The sequence below is a fragment of the uncultured Neptuniibacter sp. genome (assembly GCF_947498015.1).
In the GTDB taxonomy this organism is placed as follows: Bacteria; Pseudomonadota; Gammaproteobacteria; order Pseudomonadales; family Balneatricaceae; genus Neptuniibacter.
The window spans coordinates 293168-309248 of the sequence record NZ_CANMIR010000002.1 but is presented as its reverse complement, the minus strand read 5'-3'; the positions used below and the strand labels follow the sequence as shown (position 1 = coordinate 309248).

The 16081-nt window shown below is 46.7% G+C and carries 16 protein-coding genes; 10 read left to right on the top strand and 6 right to left on the bottom strand.

What is annotated here, in order from left to right; genetic code table 11:
* Positions 1-19 precede the first annotated feature (19 nt).
* The 3 genes from Q0882_RS03705 to Q0882_RS03695 all read right to left on the bottom strand — a co-directional run bounded on the left by Q0882_RS03705 (position 20) and on the right by Q0882_RS03695 (position 1711).
* Complete coding sequence (locus Q0882_RS03705; protein WP_299178230.1) at positions 20-619, bottom strand: OmpA family protein; 600 nt, start codon at positions 617-619, stop codon at positions 20-22.
* A 229-nt stretch (positions 620-848) separates the two neighbouring features.
* Entirely contained in the window at positions 849-1148 is a 300-nt protein-coding gene (locus Q0882_RS03700; protein WP_299178228.1) for a YciI family protein, read from the bottom strand.
* A gap of 11 nt (positions 1149-1159) precedes the next feature.
* The gene (locus tag Q0882_RS03695; RefSeq protein ID WP_299178413.1) at positions 1160-1711 is read right to left on the bottom strand and encodes a septation protein A; all 552 of its coding nucleotides are present in this window, start codon (positions 1709-1711) and stop codon (positions 1160-1162) included.
* A 70-nt stretch (positions 1712-1781) separates the two neighbouring features.
* Between Q0882_RS03695 and Q0882_RS03690 the strand changes: the two genes are divergently transcribed.
* The 4 genes from Q0882_RS03690 (at position 1782) to rluB (ending at position 4716) form a co-directional block, all read left to right on the top strand.
* Positions 1782-2615, top strand: coding sequence for a PHP domain-containing protein (locus Q0882_RS03690; protein WP_299178226.1), 834 nt, complete (start codon positions 1782-1784; stop codon positions 2613-2615).
* Between the two features lie 80 nt (positions 2616-2695).
* A complete protein-coding gene (locus Q0882_RS03685) occupies positions 2696-3316 on the top strand; it encodes an L-threonylcarbamoyladenylate synthase (protein WP_299178225.1) in 621 nt (206 codons plus the stop codon).
* A 93-nt stretch (positions 3317-3409) separates the two neighbouring features.
* Positions 3410-3802, top strand: coding sequence for an H-NS histone family protein (locus Q0882_RS03680; RefSeq protein ID WP_299178224.1), 393 nt, complete (start codon positions 3410-3412; stop codon positions 3800-3802).
* 83 nt (positions 3803-3885) lie between these two features.
* Positions 3886-4716 carry a 23S rRNA pseudouridine(2605) synthase RluB gene (gene rluB, locus Q0882_RS03675; RefSeq protein WP_299178221.1) on the top strand — a complete coding sequence of 277 codons (831 nt, stop codon included), beginning with the start codon at positions 3886-3888 and terminating at the stop codon, positions 4714-4716.
* 90 nt (positions 4717-4806) lie between these two features.
* Here the strand turns inward: rluB and Q0882_RS03670 are convergent, their stop codons facing one another.
* The 3 genes from Q0882_RS03670 to ubiG are packed head-to-tail and all read right to left on the bottom strand — an operon-like array spanning position 4807 to position 6973.
* Positions 4807-5547, bottom strand: a complete 741-nt coding sequence (locus tag Q0882_RS03670) for a YciK family oxidoreductase (RefSeq protein WP_299178219.1) — start codon at positions 5545-5547, stop codon at positions 4807-4809.
* A 16-nt stretch (positions 5548-5563) separates the two neighbouring features.
* Complete coding sequence (locus Q0882_RS03665; protein ID WP_299178217.1) at positions 5564-6247, bottom strand: HAD-IA family hydrolase; 684 nt, start codon at positions 6245-6247, stop codon at positions 5564-5566.
* Positions 6248-6973 carry a bifunctional 2-polyprenyl-6-hydroxyphenol methylase/3-demethylubiquinol 3-O-methyltransferase UbiG gene (gene ubiG / locus Q0882_RS03660; protein ID WP_299178215.1) on the bottom strand — a complete coding sequence of 242 codons (726 nt, stop codon included), beginning with the start codon at positions 6971-6973 and terminating at the stop codon, positions 6248-6250.
* Between the two features lie 195 nt (positions 6974-7168).
* Between ubiG and gyrA the strand changes: the two genes are divergently transcribed.
* The 6 genes from gyrA to cmk all read left to right on the top strand — a co-directional run bounded on the left by gyrA (position 7169) and on the right by cmk (position 16065).
* Complete coding sequence (gene gyrA / locus Q0882_RS03655) at positions 7169-9778, top strand: DNA gyrase subunit A (protein ID WP_299178213.1); 2610 nt, start codon at positions 7169-7171, stop codon at positions 9776-9778.
* Positions 9779-9850: 72 nt separating this feature from the next.
* Positions 9851-10933 carry a 3-phosphoserine/phosphohydroxythreonine transaminase gene (gene serC / locus Q0882_RS03650; protein WP_299178211.1) on the top strand — a complete coding sequence of 361 codons (1083 nt, stop codon included), beginning with the start codon at positions 9851-9853 and terminating at the stop codon, positions 10931-10933.
* A gap of 24 nt (positions 10934-10957) precedes the next feature.
* The gene (gene pheA / locus Q0882_RS03645; RefSeq protein WP_299178209.1) at positions 10958-12049 is read left to right on the top strand and encodes a prephenate dehydratase; all 1092 of its coding nucleotides are present in this window, start codon (positions 10958-10960) and stop codon (positions 12047-12049) included.
* Positions 12050-12060: 11 nt separating this feature from the next.
* Complete coding sequence (gene hisC, locus Q0882_RS03640) at positions 12061-13170, top strand: histidinol-phosphate transaminase (RefSeq protein ID WP_299178208.1); 1110 nt, start codon at positions 12061-12063, stop codon at positions 13168-13170.
* A complete protein-coding gene (locus Q0882_RS03635) occupies positions 13163-15379 on the top strand; it encodes a bifunctional prephenate dehydrogenase/3-phosphoshikimate 1-carboxyvinyltransferase (RefSeq protein WP_299178206.1) in 2217 nt (738 codons plus the stop codon). The genes hisC and Q0882_RS03635 overlap by 8 nt, the downstream gene beginning before the upstream one ends.
* Positions 15379-16065 carry a (d)CMP kinase gene (gene cmk, locus Q0882_RS03630; RefSeq protein WP_299178204.1) on the top strand — a complete coding sequence of 229 codons (687 nt, stop codon included), beginning with the start codon at positions 15379-15381 and terminating at the stop codon, positions 16063-16065. The genes Q0882_RS03635 and cmk overlap by 1 nt, the downstream gene beginning before the upstream one ends.
* Positions 16066-16081 lie beyond the last annotated feature (16 nt).

Below are 16081 nucleotides of genomic sequence, written 5' to 3'. Positions count from 1 at the left end.
AGCTGTATGACTTTATTACTTATTTTTTACCAGAGATCTCTACTTCAACACGACGGTTGGCACGTAGACAATCGATCAGGTTAGCACCACGCTGACCATCACAAGATTTTGCTGGTGCATTTTCGCCCATGTAGCCAGTACTGATAGCAGAACCGTTTACACCGCCAGCCTGAAGCGCATCAGATACTGCATTTACACGTTTCTGTGACAGAGCATCGTTATAAGCGCTTGCACCGATACGGTCAGCATGACCTACCAGATTTACGCTGCTTACTTCTTTAAGTGAGTTGATGTAGCTGGAAATATCGCTTACATCACCTGGCTCAGCGCTGTCAAAGTCAAAGTAGACAACGTGTTTCTCAACAACGCTCATCATCTTCGGAGCGGGTGCTGGAGCAGGTGCCGGAGCAGGTGCTTCAGCTGCTTTGTATCCATCGCAACCTTCGATAGCGTTTTCTTCTTTCCAGAAACCATGACGCCAGCATCCGCCAGTGCCTGTTTTCCATACAGTGCCGTTTGGAGTTTCATCCCAGTAACCAGCATTATCAGGGTGAGCCTGTGCACCTGTAGCCAAGCCCATAGCTAATACTAAGCCGGAAGCGATCGCGAATTTTTTCATTTTGCTGTCCTTAATACGATTTGGGTTCTGTATCTAAGAATAATAAGAAATTATTAGCTTATTACAACTCTTCTAACCTGAACCTAGGATAAACAGCAGTTAAATTATCACTTAATAGAACTAATTATGTACATATAACTGTTATATAAGATAGTTCTTAACTAAGTTTACTCTTACTGCTTGGCGCTTCTCCTTTAGCCTTTGGTCGAGTTTTTAAAAGTATGTTCCTTTAGGGTAGCACTTTTTTATATGGTTTAACTTTAACCTCTGCATAAACACCTGCGGCAATATAGGGATCTTTGTCTGCCCAGGCTTGCGCATCTGCCAGAGAGGCAAATTCAGCCACTACCAAACTGCCGCTGAAACCGGCTTCGCCAGGATCCTCACAATCGATAGCGGGATGAGGGCCTGCTATCAATAGGCGGCCTTCGTGATTAAGCTGTTTCAGTCGCTCAAGGTGAGCGGGACGTGCGTCTAATCGGTTTTGTAAGCTGTTTTCAACATCTTCAGAGATAATTGCGTAATACACGAGATGACCTTTTACTGTTGATCGTTGTTTTCAGTGTTTTCGATATGTCTGGAAAGATAGAGGCCTTGAGCTAGTACAAAGACTAATGTCAGGCCGAGCATGCCAAATAGTTTAAAATTAACCCAGGTCTCTTCGCTGAAGCTATATGCTACAAACAGGTTAAGTACACCCATCGCTATAAAAAAGATAACCCAGGCAATATTCAGTTTACGCCATGCGAACGCGGGCAGTGAGATGTTGCTCCCCATGATTCGTTCGACGATAGTTTTGTCACCGATAAACTGACTTCCTAAAAATGCTAGGCCAAAAAGCCAGTTTACGACAGTGGGTTTCCATTGAATGAAGGTCTTATCCTGGAATAGGACAGTGGCGCCACCCAAGATAATGACCAATACAAGGGTGACCAGCTGCATTTTTTCAATTTTATGCGTCTTGATCCAGGTGTATAGCATCTGCAAAAGCGTGGCTGGGATCAGGATTGCAGTTGCAATGATGATATCATTGGTCGCCTTGTAGACGATGAAGAAGATGATGATGGGTAGAAAATCTAATAACAGCTTCATATTCGTTGAATTCATTCAGTTAAACGCCAAGTATAAAGTTGCTGAGCGTTTATATAAACAGTGAATAAATATGGAATTACCAAATTATGACCTGCACTGCCACTCGACCGCCTCAGATGGTTCTCTAACCCCAGTTGAGCTGGTTGAACGCGCTATTGGGAATGGTATAGAGGTTTTAGCATTGACTGACCACGATACTTTATCGGGGGTCGCGAAGCTTCAGAATGAGAAGTGCTTGGGTTTAAAGCTGATCTCTGGCACTGAACTCACGGCTCAGTGGAACCGCAGGGTCATTCATGTGGTTGGTTTAGGGGTGGATTTTCAGTCAGAAGCTTTAATCACCTATCTTGATAATCTGGCTAAGTTAAGGCAAGAGAGGTCGGTACGAATCGCAGAGCAGCTGATTAAGATGGGGTTGCCTGATCTGCTTGAAGATGCAAAGGGTATAGCCGGGGAAGGGATTATCGGCCGCCCCCATTTCGCAAAGGCGATGATTGCCCAAGGAGTGGTTTCCACTGAACAGCAAGCATTCAAACAATATTTGGGGACTGGGAAAAAAGGAGATATAAAAATTGAGTGGCCATCTTTGGAAAGGGTTATAGAGGTGATCTCCCAGGCTGGAGGTATAGCTGTGCTTGCTCATCCGACAAAGTATAAGATGACCTTTACTAAATTAAGAGCGGTGATTAAGAGTTTTGTTGAAGCGGGTGGTAAGGCAATTGAGGTTTCATATCCGGGTATGACGCCAGATCATCATTATCACTTGCTTCGAATCGCCAATGAAAATAATTTGATGCTATCGGCCGGAAGTGATTTTCATACGCCATCGCAAGGCTGGACTGATCTCGGTAAATTTCCTCCTCTTAAGAGTAAGGATAATCATGTTTTGGCCGCTCTTTTATAAAAATCTATTGTGGCTGTATTAGGTGCTTGTTAATAAGTTAATATAGGCTTCTATAAACTTCTCGATACAAGGCGAGTGTTGTGAGTCAATTCTTCCAAATCCATCCAGAAAACCCGCAGCAGCGTTTGATTAATCAGGCTGTTGAAATCATAAATAAAGGTGGTGTTGTTATCTATCCCACAGACTGCGCATATGCATTGGGTTGTCATTTGGGGGATAAGGCGGCACTCGAAAAAATTAAAAGAATTCGTAAGCTGAATGATAAACATAATTTTACCTTGGTATGTCGTGACTTAAGTGAAATTAGCACCTATGCAAAAGTTGATAATTCAAGCTATAGGTTATTAAAAGCGCATACGCCGGGTGCGTATACTTTTATTCTGAAAGCGACTTCAGAGGTTCCAAGGCGGTTGTTGCATCCTAAACGCAGAACGATCGGTATTAGAATTCCTAATAATCCAATAGCGTTGGCATTAACGGAGACCCTGGGCGAGCCAATTATGAGTACTTCACTGATAATGCCTGAGGAAGATATGCCGTTGATTGATCCCTATGAGATGAGAGAGTTACTTCAGCATGAGGTCGATCTGGTTATTGATGGTGGTTATTGTGGCATGGAGGCAACCAGTGTCATTAATATGGTTGATGAAGTTCCTGAAATAATCAGGTCGGGTGCAGGAGATGTTTCAGATTTTAATTAATTTTCGATAAATAATTAGATTCTAATTGTGCTTGATAAATAATCTACTATAAAGATAATAATCAAAATCCTATTTAATCCGGTGAGTAGTAAAATGTCCGATTTTTTGAAAATTCTAACAAGAAAAAATTCTCTTCGAAAACAGTGTCAGGAATTATCAGTAGCGGATCTGGAAAAAGTTATCTCTGATTTAACAGCTATCGCTTCTGATAAAAAGGCGGAAGAGGAAGCTGTGTTGGCTGCTGAAAAAGAGAAAGCGGCTAAGATTGATGCTATTCGTCAGAGCATGCAGGATGCAGGGGTAGATATTAGCGATTTGATGAATATGATTGGTGAAACTGCGACCGAGAAGAAAAAAGTGCAGCCCAAATATCGTATCGTTGATGATCAGGGTAACGCTCACGAATGGTCTGGTCGTGGCCGAACGCCGCTGGCATTCCAAGCTTATTTTGATAAAGGATTTACTAAAGACGATTGCCTCATTTAAAATTAAGGCGATTTATTGAAAAGGCCCTTTCACTGATGGAAGGGCTTTTTTATTTGTTATTTATTGAATTAAAGGTGCGTCAAATGTCTGATGAGAAGTTACATAAAGTTCTGGCGCGCTCCGGTATAGGCTCACGTCGTGAGATGGAGCGTTGGATTAAAGAGGGTCGGGTTTCTGTAAACGGGGAGCTGGCTACGTTGGGTGATCGAATTTCTGAAGGCGATGCTGTAAGTGTTGATGAGCGCCCTGTGCAGCTGATTTTTGATCAGCAGGCTGAGCGCCGAGTTTTGATTTACAACAAGCCTGTTGGTGAAATCTGTACCCGACATGATCCTGAAGGTCGACCTACAGTTTTTCGCCATCTCCCGCCTTTAAAAGAGGGTAGGTGGATAGCGATCGGTCGTTTGGATATCAATACGTCCGGATTGTTGTTATTTACAACGGATGGTGAGCTGGCAAATGCACTTATGCATCCATCTGCGCAGATTGACCGAGAGTATGCGGTTCGTGTTCTGGGTAATGTTGATGAAGCGATTCTGCAGCGTTTAAAAGATGGCGTGTTGCTAGAAGATGGAATGGCACGATTTACCGATGTACAGTTTTTTGATGGAGAGGGCGCTAACAAATGGTTCCACTGTGTCGTTATGGAAGGGAGAAACAGGGAGGTACGACGACTCTGGGAATCACAGGAGATTCAGGTCAACCGGCTGAAGCGTGTCCGCTTTGGTCCTGTATTCCTGCCAAGTGATGTTAAGTCGGGTACTTGGAAGGAGATGACGGTGAAAGAGGTAAATTCCCTTTCAAAAATGCTGGAGTTGAAGCCAAAAAAAGCACCCAAAATGACGGTTTCAGAAAAGCAGAAGCTGGAACGCCGCTATAAAAAACAGCGTGCGAGACGTCAAGAGGGTAACTAGTCGATCTATTGTGTACACAAAAAAAGCAGCCTAGGCTGCTTTTTTGTGTTGAAGGTCAGGTCAACAGGGTTTTTAGCGGCGCTAGACTAGTTATTGTGCATCCAGGGATTGCCCATTTACATCAAGGCTGTCATCTCCCATCAGATATAGGTATAGGGGCATGATCGCCTCTGGGGTGGTGACTGTGGAGGGGTCTTCACCTGGGTAAGCGTCGGCTCGCATCTGTGTGCGTGTGGCGCCGGGGTTGATGCAGTTTGCTCGGATTTTGCTGGTATTGCTCAGTTCATCCGCCAACGTTTGCATCATTCCTTCGGTTGCAAACTTGGAGACTGCATATCCGCCCCAGTAGGCTTTGCTTTTTCTGCCTACGCTGGATGAGGTGAATATGATCGATGTATTATCTCGGCGCTCAAGCAGGGGCATGAGGATCTGGGTCATCATAAATGGGGCATTTACATTAACCTGCATCACTTGTTGCCAGATGACAGGGTCGTAGGATTCAATCGGCGTTCTTACCCCAAGCAGGCTGGCATTGTGAAGAATTCCGTCGAGGTGACCAAATTCCTGCTCAATGGTATTGGCTAACTCGATATAATCATGTTCCTGGGCGCTTTCAAGGTTGAGCGGTACCAGTGCGGGTTGTGGATAACCGGCAGCTTCTATCTCATCATAAACATGCTCAAGCTTTTCCAGGGTTCTCCCGAGAAGAATTACTGTCGCCCCGTGGGCTGCATAAGTTATTGCGGCTGTTCGGCCGATTCCAGAGCCTGCTCCGGTAACCAGAATGACACGGTCCTTGAGCAGTGTTTCTGGTGCCTGATATTCAAACATAGTCATTCTTTCCTGATCAGGGTGTTAATACTGAGTATAGAGATTTTAGCAGGGGCTTTAGCTCTGTTGCACATGAAATATAATGATCGGCGTCCCAGGTTTGAGGATCTTCGTCTTCATCAATATAGCCATAGGTCGCTGCAATCGTGATCATGCCGGCTCGTTTTCCTGCCTCAATATCCCGTAGGTGATCGCCAACATAAATACTGTTTTCCGGGCTGCAATTTATCTGTTGGCAGGCAAGGAGGAGCGATTCAGGGTGTGGTTTTTTATGAGTTACGTGATCTGGGCAGATTATGCTGCTGGCCTGCTCATCTATGGCAAGGCCCTGCATGACAGGGAGGGTAAAGCGTTCTGGCTTGTTCGTGACTACGCCCCAGGGTATTTCATGTTGTTGGAGCCAGTGTAAGCAATCCTGTAGCCCAGGGAAAAGGCTGCTGTCTACCGCCAGGTGCTCCAGATAGATCTCAAGCATACGCTGATGCAGTCTGGGAAAGTCGGAATCGTCCTCTTCGAGGTCAAAGGCTGCCGCAATCATGGCGCGTGCACCGTTGGATACATAGCGACGCAGAAAATCGAAGTCGATCCTGGTGCGTCCCTCTTCCTGGAGTAGCTGGTTAATAACCCAATGGAAATCGGGTGCAGTATCAATCAGTGTGCCATCAAGGTCAAAGAGTACTGAGGCGGGTTTTGCGTGCATTTATTCCGGTTTCTCGGTTGCAATCATGTAATTTACGTCGACATCAGTGGGGTGCAGGCTGTATGTCTTGGTAAGTGGATTGTAAGTCATACCGCACATATCGGTATTGAGTAGACCGCTCTGACGGATCCAGCTGCCTAATTCGGAAGGGCGAATAAACTTCTTAAAGTCATGGGTGCCGTCTGGTACCAGTTTAAGCAGTTTCTCAGCGGCCAGAATAGCAAAGAGGTAGCTTTTAGGGTTGCGGTTTAAGGTTGAGAAAAAAACTTGGCCGCCAGGTTTGCATAGCCTTGCGCAAGCATGAACGATAGAGGATGGATCAGGAACGTGTTCCAGCATCTCCATGCAGGTTACGACATCGAAAGACTCGGGCTGTTCAAGGGCGAGTTCTTCTACCGTAATCTGTTTATAGGTCACATTCACACCGCTTTCCAGGCCATGAAGTTTAGCTACTTTCAAAGGAGCTGCACCCATATCTATTCCGGTAACGTTTGCGCCGCGTTGCGCCATTGATTCAGATAAAATGCCGCCGCCACAGCCAACATCGAGAACATTTTTTTCGGCAAGCTTGGCGATGCGGTCGATGTATCCTACCCGGAGAGGGTTGATATCATGTAGGGGTTTAAATTCGCTATTTCTATCCCACCACTTGCTGGCAAGTTCTTCGAATTTAGCAATCTCTTCATGATCAATGTTTTTCTGGGTTGTGTTTTCTGGCTGTGTCATGACATTTAAGCTTTGAAAGATTTTGTCGCATTCTAGCACTGCACGCCGGTTCAAAAATAGTCGGATTAAAAATGCGATACTTAAATGTATAAGCTCTTATTTTTTCAGGATTCCCCTGTGGGATATGTGATATACTCCGTCGGTTAAAAATATCCGCGGAAGCCTTCCGTTGCGAGAGTGATTCAAGGATAGGGAATGGGTGATTTAGCCAGAGAAATTCTGCCAGTTAACATTGAAGATGAACTGAAGCAGTCATACCTTGATTACGCCATGAGCGTGATCGTCGGCCGTGCCTTGCCTGATGCGCGAGATGGCCTGAAACCAGTACACCGTCGTGTTTTGTTTGCGATGAATGAACTGGGCAATGATTGGAACAAAGCTTACAAAAAATCTGCCCGTGTGGTGGGTGATGTAATCGGTAAATACCATCCGCATGGCGATAGTGCAGTGTATGACACGATCGTACGTATGGCGCAGGACTTCTCTATGCGTTATACGCTGGTGGATGGCCAGGGTAATTTCGGTTCCATCGATGGCGATTCTGCCGCAGCTATGCGTTATACCGAAATACGCATGGATAAAATCTCCCATGAGCTTTTGGCTGATCTTGAAAAAGAGACCGTTAATTTCGTAGATAACTATGATGGAACGGAAAAAATCCCGGAAGTGCTGCCAACACGTGTGCCTAATCTGTTGGTGAATGGTTCGTCAGGGATTGCCGTGGGGATGGCGACTAATATTCCGCCACATAATATTTCAGAAGTCGTTCGAGGCTGTATCGCCTTGATTGAAAATGGCGATCTGTCTACCGACGAGTTGATGGAATTCATACCTGGGCCTGATTTCCCTACCGGCGGTATTATCAATGGTCGCGCGGGTATATTACAGGCGTATCGCACTGGGCGTGGGCGTATATACGTTCGTGCCAAGCATCATGTTGAAGAGGATCAGAAGAGTGGTAAGCCATCACTGATCATCACTGAGATCCCTTACCAGTTAAATAAAGCGCGTTTGATCGAAAAGATCGCTGAACTGGTCAAGGATAAGAAGATCGAAGGGATTACCGAGTTACGTGATGAGTCTGATAAAGACGGGATGCGTATTGTTATTGAACTACGTCGTGGCGAGATGCCTGATGTAGTGATTAATAACCTATTTGCACAGACGCAGATGGAGTCGGTATTTGGTATCAATATGGTTGCTCTTGTCGATGGGCAGCCAAAGATTCTTGACCTTAAATCTGCACTTGAATGTTTCATCCGTCACCGCCGTGAAGTTGTGACTCGTCGTACCGTTTATCTGTTACGTAAAGCGCGTGAACGTGGCCATATTCTGGAAGGTTTGGCGATAGCCCTGGCGAACATTGATCCGGTTATTGAGCTGATCAAAACATCGCCTACACCTGCAGAAGCGAAAGAACGACTGATAAGTGAAGCTTGGACGCCTGGAGATGTTATCCAGATGCTTGAGCGAGCAGGGGAAGATGCCTGTCGACCTGAAGAACTGGAAGAGCAGTATGGGTTGCGTGACGGTAAATATAATTTGTCACCGGCACAAGCTCAGGCCATTCTTGAACTTCGCCTCCACCGTTTGACTGGGTTGGAGCATGAAAAACTGATCGCGGAATATAAAGAGCTTCTGGATAAAATTGCAGAGCTGCTGAAAATTCTGGGATCTCATCAACGTTTGATGGAAGTGATTCGTGAAGAGTTGGAAGCGATACTGGAAGAGTATGGTGATGAGCGTAGAACAGAGATCACTGCATCGCGTAAAGATCTGACGGTTGCTGATCTGATCACCGAAGAGGATATGGTCGTTACTATCTCTCATGGTGGTTATGCCAAAACACAGCCATTGACCGATTATCAGTCGCAAAGGCGAGGTGGTAAAGGGAAGTCAGCGGCAGCAATCAAGGATGAAGATTTCATTGAGCATCTTCTGATTGCTAATACACACGATACGATTCTTTGTTTCACCGACCGCGGTAAAGTCTACTGGTTAAGGGTCTTTGAGATTCCGGTTGCTAGCAGAACTGCACGGGGACGTCCTATCGTAAATATTCTCCCACTGGATGAAGGTGAACGTGTCAGTACGATTCTTCCTGTAGGGGAATATGAAGAGGACAAGTACATCTTCATGGCGACCGCGTCTGGCACGGTGAAGAAAACTGCACTGACGAACTTCTCAAGACCAAGAAGCAATGGTCTGATAGCACTGGACCTGGTCGATGATGATCATCTGATCGGGGCCGCTGTCACTGATGGCAGCGATGACATAATGTTGATGACAAGTGCCGGTAAGAGCATGCGCTTTAATGAGAATGATGTGCGCCCGATGGGTCGTACTGCTCGTGGCGTAAGAGGTGTGAAGATGGATGGTGGTGTAAAAGTCATCTCCCTGATCATTCCTAAGTCCGGCGGGAAAATTCTGACCGCATCTGAAAACGGCTACGGAAAGAAAACGGCTGTTGAGGATTTCCCTGTTAAGGGGCGCGGCGGTCAAGGTGTCATTGCGCAACAGTCTTCGGACCGAAACGGTGCGTTGGCAGGGGCTGTGCAGGTCTTCGATGGTGATGACGTTATGCTTATCAGCGATCAGGGAACTTTGGTTCGTACTGGGTGTGATGGTATTTCCGAGTTGGGTCGAAATACACAAGGTGTCACCCTAATCAGAGTCGGAGATAGCGAATCACTGGTTAGAGTTGCACGTATTGAAGAGCCTGAGGAAGAAGAGGGGGTTGTGGGAGCTGACGAAACCGTTGAGGTGGATGCAGGTGACAACGATACCCCTATGATTGAAGAGTAAGCGCTAAACATTAAGAGTGGCTCTACAAAGCCACTCTTTTTATATAGCTTTTAGAAAGAGTGATATAGGTCGATGACGCGTAAGTATAATTTCAGTGCTGGCCCGGCTGGATTACCAGATGAGGTATTGCAGCAGGCAAAGGAAGAACTTCTAGACTGGCAGGGAAAAGGCCTTTCCATTATGGAAATGAGTCACCGCAGTAAAGAGTTCATCTCCGTCGCTGAAACTGCCGAACAGGACTTAAGGGAGTTGATGGGCATTGGTGCGGATTATAAGGTTTTGTTCCTTCAAGGGGGAGCAACCTCTCAATTCTCAATGATCCCTATAAACCTGCTGCGTGGTAAAGGTGCCGCTGACTACATAGATACAGGTATCTGGTCTGGGAAGGCGATTAAGGAAGCTGGACGCTTCTGTGATGTGAAAGTTGTCGCCAGTAGTAAAGGTAATGGTTACCGTGCAATTCCGCAGCAGAACGAACTGACACTGAATCCTGATGCGGCATACCTTCATTATACGCCGAACGAAACAATTGGCGGACTGGAGTACGATTACATTCCCGAGTCTGGGGATGTGCCGTTGGTCGCTGATCTGTCATCCAGCATTTTATCTCGCCCGCTCGATGTGAATAAGTTTGGACTGATCTATGCGGGGGCACAGAAAAATATTGGCCCAGCAGGACTGACAGTTGTAGTTGTTCGTGAAGAACTATTAGGGGACGTTGTACCTGGTATGCCTACGATGTTTGACTATAAAGTTCATGCAGATGCAGATTCAATGAGTAATACACCGCCAACCTTTGGCTGGTATCTGGCTGGTTTAGTGTTCAAATGGTTAAAAGAGCAGGGCGGTGTGTCTGCAATTGCTGAGATCAATCAACGTAAGCAGGAAAAGCTTTACGCAGCGATCGATGCCAGTGACTTTTATGCAAACCCGATGGCGAAAGCGAACCGTTCCTGGATGAATGTCCCTTTCACTTTGGCGGATGATGCTTTGGATGGACTGTTTTTAGAAAAAGCAGAGGAAGCCGGTCTACTAAACTTAAAAGGGCATCGCTCTGTTGGTGGCATGCGTGCCAGTATTTATAACGCAGTACCTGAAACTGCGGTGGATGCTTTAATCGACTTTATGAAGCAGTTTGAAAAGCTGCACGCCTGAGTCTTTGCAGAGTAATTAAAAAATATGAGCGAACAGGAAAAAGAGTTACGGGTTTTACGTGACCAGATTGATAGCATTGATCGACAGATTCATCAGTTGCTGAACAATCGGGCGAGTTGTGCGCAGAATGTCGCAGAGGTTAAACAGAAATATCAGGGTGAAGCATCGGCTGTATTCTACCGCCCCGAGCGGGAAGCTCAGGTGCTGCGTGCTGTTATGGAGCGAAACGAAGGACCTTTGGCGGATAAAGAGGTTGCGCGCCTTTTTCGGGAAATAATGTCGGTTTGCCTTGCGCTTGAAGAACCGATGCGCGTTTCTTTTTTAGGCCCGGAGGGTACCTTTACTCAACAGGCTGCAATGAAGCATTTTGGTCACTCTGCTCATAACCTGCCGATGCAGTCACTAAAAGATGTCTTTCGTGAGGTACAGTCTGGAGCTGCACACTATGGTGTCGTGCCTATTGAAAACTCATCTGAAGGGGTGGTTAGCCATACACTTGATCTGTTTAAACAGTTTGATCTGAAGATCTGTGGTGAAGTCGAAGTGCCGGTGCATCTTCATCTCCTCCTGAACAAGGGAGATAGTCTTGATGAGATTGCTAAAATCTATTCGCATGAGCAGTCGTTGGCACAGAGTCGCGGGTGGCTTGATGCGCGATATCCACATATTGAAAAGGTAGCTGTAAGCTCCAATGCGGAAGCTGCGCGTCTAGCAGCGCAGGAGGGGCGGGGCTATGCTGCTGTTGCTGGTGATATGGCGGCGGAGCTTTATGATCTTGATCCGATGGTTAAAAATATTGAAGATCAGGCTGATAATTCCACACGCTTCCTTATCATTGGCGATCAGGACGTGGGTCCCAGTGGTGATGATAAAACATCAATTTTGGTTTCAGTACCCGATGCGCCGGGTGCACTGTATCAGTTGCTTGAACCGTTCCATCGTCATGGCCTTAGCCTGACCAGAGTGGAAACACGTTCTGCCTCTAAACACTCTCTGTTCTATATCGATTTTGAAGGTCATAGTGATGATCCTGTTGTGCAGAGTGCGCTTGATGATCTTGCTAAAGGCAGCGTTGAATTAAAAGTATTGGGCTCATATCCGCGCGCGGTACTTTAAGGAGATCAGTTATGGGTTGTGATTATATTGCTCTGGCGACAAACGGTGTTCAGAATCTACATCCCTACCTGCCAGGTAAGCCTGCGGAAGAGCTTGAGCGGGAGCTGGGTCTCAAAAATGTTGTTAAACTTGCGAGCAATGAGAACCCTCTGGGGCCTTCTGAAAAAGCTCTGTCCACGGTGAATAATCATCTCTCCGGTCTCTCATTGTATCCTGATAGTGGTGGTTATCGCCTGAAACAGGCACTTGCCTCAGAGTATGGCTTTTCTCCAGAGCAGGTGACTCTAGGTAATGGCTCAAATGATGTTCTTGAACTGATCGCTCGAGCTTACCTGAATCCGGGTGATGAGGTTATCTATTCTGAATATGCTTTTGTCGTGTATTCGTTAGTGACTCAGGCGACAGGAGCCAAGGCAGTCGTAACCCCAGCTAAAGAGTGGGGGCATGATCTGCAACAGATGCTCGCAGAGATCTCTGATAAAACCCGAATTATCTTTATCGCAAACCCTAATAATCCAACGGGAACCTGGCTTTCTGAACCGGAGTTAACTTCATTTCTGGATCAAGTCCCTGAAAATATCCTGGTCGTGCTTGATGAGGCATATACCGAGTATGTGATGGATGAAGCATTTCCAAATGGGCTGGATAAATTAGCAGACTATCCAAACCTTATTGTTACCCGCACCTTTTCAAAAGCGTTCGGTTTAGCTGGATTGAGGGTTGGGTATGCTGTTTCTAATGAAGATGTTGCAAATGTTCTCAGTCGAGTCAGGCAGCCGTTTAATGTGAATAATCTTGCGCTTGTTGCGGCTGAATCGGTCCTGTCTGATAAAGATTATCTGGCCAGAAGTGTAGAGATTAACTCATCTGGGATGCGCTTTTACGAAGAGGGATTTAAAAAGCTGGGTTTGGAATTTATACCCTCAGTCGGCAATTTTATCACGGTTGATATGAAGCAGGATGCGATGCCTGTCTATGATGCCATGTTACATCAGGGTGTTATCGTACGACCCGTTGCAAATTATGGTATGCCTCAACATCTAAGAATCAGTATTGGTCTTCCTGAAGAGAATGAGCGTTGTTTGCGAGCACTGGCCAGAGTGGTAGAAAACTTTGAGTAACAACATAAAGAAAGCGCTTATCATCGGTCTGGGATTGATTGGTGGTTCCTTAGCTAAAGGTCTTCGAAAAAACGGCTCTTTTGGTGAAGTGATTGGATTTGACCGGGATCCAGATGAGCTTGAGAAGGGGTTGCTCACAGGTGTTATTGACGTAGCGGCCGAAAGCCTGGCTCAGGCTGTATCTGAGGCCGATCTGGTAGTCCTGGCTGTACCTGTTAAAGCGATGGAGAAAGTGCTGGTTGATATTGCCCCTTTCATTGCTGAGGATACATTCCTAACCGATGTTGGGAGTACAAAAGGGAATGTTGTTGAGGCGGCGCAACGTGTTTTTACTGCACTGCCTAGTGGATTTGTACCCGGGCATCCCATTGCTGGATCTGAAAAGAGTGGCGTTGAAGCTGCCGATGAAAACCTGTTTTTGAATCATAAGGTAATTTTGACACCTTTAGCAGAATCTTCATCTGGCGCTGTTAAGCTATTTACAGAGATGTGGAGTGCGCTTGGTGCAGAAGTTCTGGTGATGAATGTTGAAAAGCATGATGAGGTGCTGGCAGCCACCAGTCATCTACCGCATATGCTCGCGTTCTCATTGGTTGATACTCTGGCGCAGGAGCAGGATAACAACACCGATATATTCCGTTATGCTGCAGGAGGTTTTAGAGATTTTACCCGTATAGCGGGTAGCGATCCGACCATGTGGCATGACATCTGTTTGGCAAATAAAGAAGCATTACTGGCCCAGCTGGATAGATTTGTAGCGGGCCTGGGTAATCTCAGAGCAGCGATTGAGTGTGGTGATAGTGAGACAATGTTGGGGACGTTCACCCGCGCGCGCGTTGCAAGAGAACATTTTTCAAGAATCCTTTCTGGTACAGCATATTCACACGATATGAGTAATCAACAAGTAACCTTTCGTGCCCAGCCTGGCGGCAGCGTAAGTGGAAAAATTCGAGTTCCAGGTGACAAATCAATCTCACACCGTTCTATCATGCTGGGCTCACTGGCAGATGGTGTCACTGAAGTGACTGGCTTTCTAGAGGGTGAAGACAGCCTGGCGACGTTACAAGCTTTCCGGGATATGGGCGTTGTGATTGAAGGGCCTGTGGATGGTAATGTTACGATCTATGGTGTTGGCATAAATGGCTTACAAGCCCCTCCGGGGCCGTTATATGTTGGTAACTCCGGGACTTCAATGCGTCTGTTATCTGGTTTGCTGGCAGCTCAGCAGTTTGACTCTGAGTTGACAGGTGATGCATCGCTGACTAAGCGCCCGATGGGAAGAGTTGCTGATCCATTGAGGCTGATGGGCGCGGAGATCGAAACGGCTGAAAACGGTCGTCCGCCGCTTAAAATTAAAGGTAAGAGATCACTAACAGGTATGCATTATGAGATGCCTATGGCGAGCGCCCAGGTGAAATCATGTCTGTTGTTAGCGGGTTTGTATGCTGAGGGGCAGACATCGGTCACTGAGCCAGCGCCCACCCGTGATCATACAGAGCGAATGCTGAATGGATTTGGTTACTCCGTCGAACAGGAAGGTGCAACAGCTGTAGTTTCATCCGGTGGGCAGCTACATGCATGCCGTATTGATGTGCCGGCTGATATCTCATCAGCAACCTTCTTTATGGTGGCTGCCGCGATCTGCCCTGATTCTGATCTGGTTCTGGAACACGTTGGAATCAATCCTACGCGCATCGGGGTTATCAACATCCTTCGTCTTATGGGGGCTAACCTGGAGCTACTCAATGAGCGCGAAGTTGGCGGTGAGCCTGTCGCGGATATCCGTATCCGTTATGCGCCATTAAAAGGCATTCATATCCCTGAAGATCAGGTGCCGCTGGCAATCGATGAATTCCCTGCTCTCTTTGTTGCCGCAGCCTGTGCTGAGGGGACAACTATTGTGTCGGGCGCGGAAGAGTTACGAGTCAAAGAGAGTGATCGCATTCAATCCATGGTTGATGGGTTGAAAACACTGGGTGTGGATATTGAAGGCACGCCTGATGGCGCAGTTATTAAAGGTGGCCCTATAGGTGGTGGCGTAGTTGAATCGCATGATGACCATCGTATTGCTATGTCATTTTGTATTGCAGCATTGCGGGCCAAAGACACCATTGTCATTAATGAATGCGCAAATGTCGCAACGTCATTTCCTGATTTTGTAGAACTGGCGTGTGCAGCAGGCCTTAAGGTTGAGAGGGAGGAGGGCTGATGTCTAACAGACAGGTGCCCGTAATTACCGTAGATGGTCCAAGTGGGTCAGGTAAGGGAACTATCTGCCATTTATTGGCAAGAGAGCTGGGGTGGGAGCTACTCGATAGCGGCGCTCTATATCGTTTAGTTGGGCTGGCAGCACGTCACCACGGTGTTGATTTGAGCGATGAGGAAGCTTTAGTTGTTCTGGCTGCACATCTTGATGTGCAGTTTGTGGCCCGAGAGGGTGATAGTGTTCAGATCATTCTGGAAGGTGAAGAGGTCACTGATGCTATCCGGACCGAAGTCGTTGGCAAAGATGCATCTATTGTGGCGGCAATTCCTGCTGTACGTGATGCCCTTTTGGAGCGTCAAAGGGCTTTTGCAGAATTGCCTGGATTGATAGCGGATGGTCGGGATATGGGAACGGTGGTATTTCCTGAAGCATCGTTGAAAATCTATCTTGACGCGAGTGCCGAGGAGCGAGCTTCACGTCGCTATAACCAGTTGATAAACAAGGGACTGGGTGCTAGTCTTCAAGCTATATTGGAGGATATACAGGCACGGGATGATCGCGATATGAACCGTGCTGTAGCTCCATTGAAGCCCGCGGCGGATGCAGTAATTCTGGATTCGACTAAAATGTCGATTGAAGAGGTCCTAGCCGCTGTAATGGATGAAGCGAGGCACAAAGGACTTCGCTGAATGACGTCGTAAAGAC